Origin of the sequence: Helicobacter pylori, assembly GCF_015904775.1 — a bacterium.
GTDB classification, from domain to species: domain Bacteria; phylum Campylobacterota; class Campylobacteria; order Campylobacterales; family Helicobacteraceae; genus Helicobacter; species Helicobacter pylori_DM.
The window spans coordinates 1-4,007 of the sequence record NZ_JADZNC010000025.1; the positions used below are offsets into that span (position 1 = coordinate 1).

The 4,007-nt window shown below is 43.5% G+C and carries 2 rRNA genes; both read left to right on the forward strand.

What is annotated here, in order from left to right:
* Positions 1–636: 636 nt before the first annotated feature.
* A 23S ribosomal RNA gene (locus tag I6852_RS07800) occupies positions 637–3,522 on the forward strand.
* A gap of 237 nt (positions 3,523–3,759) precedes the next feature.
* Positions 3,760–3,877, forward strand: a 5S ribosomal RNA gene (gene rrf / locus I6852_RS07805).
* The last annotated feature ends 130 nt before the right edge of the window (positions 3,878–4,007 follow it).

Consider the following 4,007-nt stretch of genomic DNA (forward strand, 5'->3'; position numbering starts at 1 on the left):
TGTGTTTTATTTAATAACGATGTGTTTTATTTAATAACGATGTGTTTTATTTAATAACGATGTGTTTTATTTAATAATGATGTGTTTTATTTAATAATGCGTTTAATCTTTAAAGCTTTATTTTACTACCCCCCTTTTCCAATCGCTCCCCCATCATTTCCAATGATTTCCAATCATTTCCAAATAACTTTCATTCATTTCTTTCAAATTCCAAATTTTCTTTCAAATTCCAAAATATTTAAGCAAACTTTAAGCATTAGATGTCTATAATTACATTTCGTTTTTAAAGACAAGCTTTAAAAAGTTCTTTAATTCAAACTCAAGCAAGTTATAAAAGCTAAAGGCTTTAAATATAAATATAAAAGCTCACCAGCTGATAAAACTTGAGCGTTAAAAAAGATTAGGGATCAAGCATTTTTAGTCTTCTTAAAGGGTTTAACAGAGTGATTATAGCAAGTTTTTGAAGAAAAACGAAGTTATTTGATTTAACATTGTTAATAGCCTATGTAAAAGTAAAGTAAAACTACAATAACTCTGTCTTATATTCATTAAGGCAGTGGTAGCGCTGAAGAATATTCGTGCAATTGTCGTTATTCATTATAAAAGGGCGGGTTTTAAAGGATATTTTAAAATTTAAAACAAGCTTTTAAGAGCAGATGGCGGATGCCTTGCCAAAGAGAGGCGATGAAGGACGTACTAGACTGCGATAAGCTATGCGGAGCTGTCAAGGAGCTTTGATGCGTAGATGTCCGAATGGGGCAACCCAACTAATAGAGATATTAGTTACTCTAACAGAGAGCGAACCTAGTGAAGTGAAACATCTCAGTAACTAGAGGAAAAGAAATCAACGAGATTCCCTAAGTAGTGGCGAGCGAACGGGGAAAAGGGCAAACCGAGTGCTTGCATTCGGGGTTGAGGACTGCAACATCCAAGAGAACGCTTTAGCAGAGTTACCTGGAAAGGTAAGCCATAGAAAGTGATAGCCTTGTATGCGACAAGGCGTTCTTAGGTAGCAGTATCCAGAGTAGGCCAGGACACGAGAAATCCAGGTTGAAGCCGGGGAGACCACTCTCCAACCCTAAATACTACTCTTTGAGCGATAGCGAACAAGTACCGTGAGGGAAAGGTGAAAAGAACCGCAGTGAGCGGAGTGAAATAGAACCTGAAACCATCTGCTTACAATCATTCAGAGCCCTATGATTTATCAGGGTGATGGACTGCCTTTTGCATAATGATCCTGCGAGTTGTGGTATCTGGCAAGGTTAAGCGAATGCGAAGCCGTAGCGAAAGCGAGTCTTAATAGGGCGAACAAGTCAGATGCTGCAGACCCGAAGCTAAGTGATCTATCCATGGCCAAGTTGAAACGCGTGTAATAGCGCGTGGAGGACTGAACTCGTACCCATTGAAACGGGTTGGGATGAGCTGTGGATAGGGGTGAAAGGCCAAACAAACTTAGTGATAGCTGGTTCTCTTCGAAATATATTTAGGTATAGCCTCAAGTGATAATAAAAGGGGGTAGAGCCCTGATTGGGCTAGGGCTGCTCGCCGCGGTACCAAACCCTATCAAACTCCGAATACCTTTTATCGTATCTTGGGAGTCAGGCGGTGGGTGATAAAATCAATCGTCAAAAGGGGAACAACCCAGACTACCAAATAAGGTCCCTAAGTTCTATTCTGAGTGGAAAAAGATGTGTGGCTACTCAAACAACCAGGAGGTTGGCTTAGAAGCAGCCATCCTTTAAAGAAAGCGTAACAGCTCACTGGTCTAGTGGTCATGCGCTGAAAATATAACGGGGCTAAGATAGACACCGAATTTGTAGATTGTGTTAAACACAGTGGTAGAAGAGCGTTCATACCAGCGTTGAAGGTATACCGGTAAGGAGTGCTGGAGCGGTATGAAGTGAGCATGCAGGAATGAGTAACGATAAGATATATGAGAATTGTATCCGCCGTAAATCTAAGGTTTCCTACGCGATGGTCGTCATCGTAGGGTTAGTCGGGTCCTAAGCCGAGTCCGAAAGGGGTAGGTGATGGCAAATTGGTTAATATTCCAATACCGACTTATGGAGCGTGATGGGGGGACGCATAGGGTTAAGCGAGCTAGCTGATGGAAGTGCTAGTCTAAGGGCGTAGATTGGAGGGAAGGCAAATCCACCTCTGTATTTGAAACCCAAACAGGCTCTTTGAGTCCTTTTAGGACAAAGGGAGAATCGCTGATACCGTCGTGCCAAGAAAAGCCTCTAAGCATATCCATAGTCGTCCGTACCGCAAACCGACACAGGTAGATGAGATGAGTATTCTAAGGCGCGTGAAAGAACTCTGGTTAAGGAACTCTGCAAACTAGCACCGTAAGTTCGCGATAAGGTGTGCCACAGCGATGTGGTCTCAGCAAAGAGTCCCTCCCGACTGTTTACCAAAAACACAGCACTTTGCCAACTCGTAAGAGGAAGTATAAGGTGTGACGCCTGCCCGGTGCTCGAAGGTTAAGAGGATGCGTCAGTCGCAAGATGAAGCGTTGAATTGAAGCCCGAGTAAACGGCGGCCGTAACTATAACGGTCCTAAGGTAGCGAAATTCCTTGTCGGTTAAATACCGACCTGCATGAATGGCGTAACGAGATGGGAGCTGTCTCAACCAGAGATTCAGTGAAATTGTAGTGGAGGTGAAAATTCCTCCTACCCGCGGCAAGACGGAAAGACCCCGTGGACCTTTACTACAACTTAGCACTGCTAATGGGAATATCATGCGCAGGATAGGTGGGAGGCTTTGAAGTAAGGGCTTTGGCTCTTATGGAGCCATCCTTGAGATACCACCCTTGATGTTTCTGTTAGCTAACTGGCCTGTGTTATCCACAGGCAGGACAATGCTTGGTGGGTAGTTTGACTGGGGCGGTCGCCTCCTAAAAAGTAACGGAGGCTTGCAAAGGTTGGCTCATTGCGGTTGGAAATCGCAAGTTGAGTGTAATGGCACAAGCCAGCCTGACTGTAAGACATACAAGTCAAGCAGAGACGAAAGTCGGTCATAGTGATCCGGTGGTTCTGTGTGGAAGGGCCATCGCTCAAAGGATAAAAGGTACCCCGGGGATAACAGGCTGATCTCCCCCAAGAGCTCACATCGACGGGGAGGTTTGGCACCTCGATGTCGGCTCATCGCATCCTGGGGCTGGAGCAGGTCCCAAGGGTATGGCTGTTCGCCATTTAAAGCGGTACGCGAGCTGGGTTCAGAACGTCGTGAGACAGTTCGGTCCCTATCTGCCGTGGGCGTAGGAAAGTTGAGGAGAGCTGTCCCTAGTACGAGAGGACCGGGATGGACGTGTCACTGGTGCACCAGTTGTTCTGCCAAGAGCATCGCTGGGTAGCTACACACGGATGTGATAACTGCTGAAAGCATCTAAGCAGGAAGCCAACTCCAAGATGAACTTTCCCTGAAGCTCGCACAAAGACTATGTGCTTGATAGGGTAGATGTGTAAGTGCAGTAATGCGTTTAGCTGACTACTACTAATAGAGCGTTTGGCTTGTTTTTTGCTTTTTGTATAAGATAACGACAATAGAGCATGGATAAGTTACCACTGCCTTACTGAGTGTAAGAGAGTTGGAGTTTTATAAAGACTTTTATAGGATTAAACTTTAATGAGGAATGAGATACCATCTCAATGATTTAAAGTTAAAGGCTATTGACTATCTTCTTTGTTAAAAACAGCTCCCTATTGAAGAGAAAGGGGAGTTAAGGGTAAATGCACTTTATCTTTAACTCCCTTTTCCTTGTGCCTTTAGAGAAGAGGAACTACCCAGTTAACCATTCCGAACCTGGAAGTCAAGCTCTTCATCGCTGATAATACTGCTCTTTTCAAGAGTGGGAATGTAGGTCGGTGCAGGGATAGGGAAATGTTTTTTCAATCTTACTTTTTATTTAATTTCATTATTGATTATATTTTAGTGCTTTATTCTTCTGTTGCTTTTTTCATTTCTTTTATTTTTAGTTGTTTTGGTTTGGGGTTTTATTGTTTT